This window comes from Moraxella oculi, assembly GCF_023336735.1.
GTDB lineage: Bacteria > Pseudomonadota > Gammaproteobacteria > Pseudomonadales > Moraxellaceae > Moraxella > Moraxella oculi.
Window position 1 is genome coordinate 1 of record NZ_JAMBAQ010000055.1, and the last position, 1,142, is coordinate 1,142.

Below are 1,142 nucleotides of genomic sequence, written 5' to 3' on the forward strand. Positions count from 1 at the left end.
TTTGTCATGAAAGAATATCTCTTCTTTTAATGCACCTTTGATACTCTCTGATTTGAATGCAATATTGGTGCTTCATCTGCTTTAAACTTAGTCAAAGCATCTTTTAACATTTCATCAACCAGTGGATAAACAGATCTGTCTTTTGGGCAATAACTGACAACCTCTCCATTAAACAGATCTATGATGGGTGATAAGTACAGCTTTTTTGTATTGCCTTGTGTATCTACTATTTTAAACTCAGTAACATCCGTTGCCCATTTTTGATTGGGCTTGTCTGTTTTAAAATCACGCTTAAGTACATTGTGAGCAATATTGCCTATTTTGCCCTTGTCAGTACTAAATCTGCGTTTGCGACGAATCACTCTTTTAGTCCCATTTGCTGCATCAAGCGTTGTACTTTTTTTATGGTTAATGACAAAGCCTAATTGCTTTAAGGCAAGGGTGATTTTGCGATAACCATATCTGCCTTGATGGCTTGATGTTTGTCTGCTTGTTTTAACCGCTTAAGATGATAATAAAAGATTGCTTTGGCAACACTAAGATAAACCAACAAGTGTTTTAATGGATGCATGTGCCTTAGTTCGTCAATCATGGTTATTTTGTTTGCAAGGATTTGCTTTTTGCTTGCTGACGCTCCAAGGCTTCTAACTTTTTAAGGCATCATTCTCCATGGTAATTCAGCAATCAGCTCAGCTTGGTCTTTTTATCATCAGGTTTAGAGCTAAAGTGTGCTTGATTGGTTTTATGCATGGGTTTTTTGCCTTTGGGTTTGGAGTTGAGTCCCATGTACCATGATTTTGATATGCTTTTAACCAGTTTGATAATAAAGCAGGGGTTGAAATGTTAAGCTCTATGGCAAGCTGTCTGATGGATTTGCCTGCCAATATCTGTAATACAGCATGGTGCTTAAATTCTGGCGAATAAACAGTTTTGCTTGTTCTTGTACGAATACCATGAACACCATGGGCTTGATAGAGTCTCACCCAAAGCTCTACTTGTTTGCCATTCATACCAAAGACTTTGGCGGTTTGCTCATAGCCATATCCATTAAGGTAATGATGAATGACTGAAAGCTCAAGGTCGTCTGTGTATTTGGTCATAAAAACACCCCAAAGGTGTCTAACTTTTGGGGTGGTTCATCA

General features: G+C 38.0%; 2 protein-coding genes and 1 pseudogene. All 3 read right to left on the bottom strand.

Going from position 1 to position 1,142, the window contains the following annotated elements; all coding sequences use genetic code 11:
• Positions 1-26: 26 nt before the first annotated feature.
• Positions 27-362, bottom strand: coding sequence for a DDE-type integrase/transposase/recombinase (locus M2R47_RS09345; protein ID WP_249102519.1), 336 nt, complete (start codon positions 360-362; stop codon positions 27-29).
• Positions 357-464 (bottom strand): annotated as a pseudogene (locus tag M2R47_RS09600) (hypothetical protein); the annotation flags it as partial. The gene M2R47_RS09345 and the pseudogene M2R47_RS09600, both read right to left, overlap by 6 nt.
• Positions 465-689: 225 nt before the next feature.
• Complete coding sequence (locus tag M2R47_RS09350) at positions 690-1,100, bottom strand: helix-turn-helix domain-containing protein (RefSeq protein WP_249102520.1); 411 nt, start codon at positions 1,098-1,100, stop codon at positions 690-692.
• Positions 1,101-1,142 lie beyond the last annotated feature (42 nt).

Excerpts from the sequence above, each read along its gene's own strand:
- M2R47_RS09350 (WP_249102520.1), bottom strand. The coding sequence starts at position 1,100 with ATGACCAAATACACAGACGACCTTGAGCTTTCAGTCATTCATCATTAC.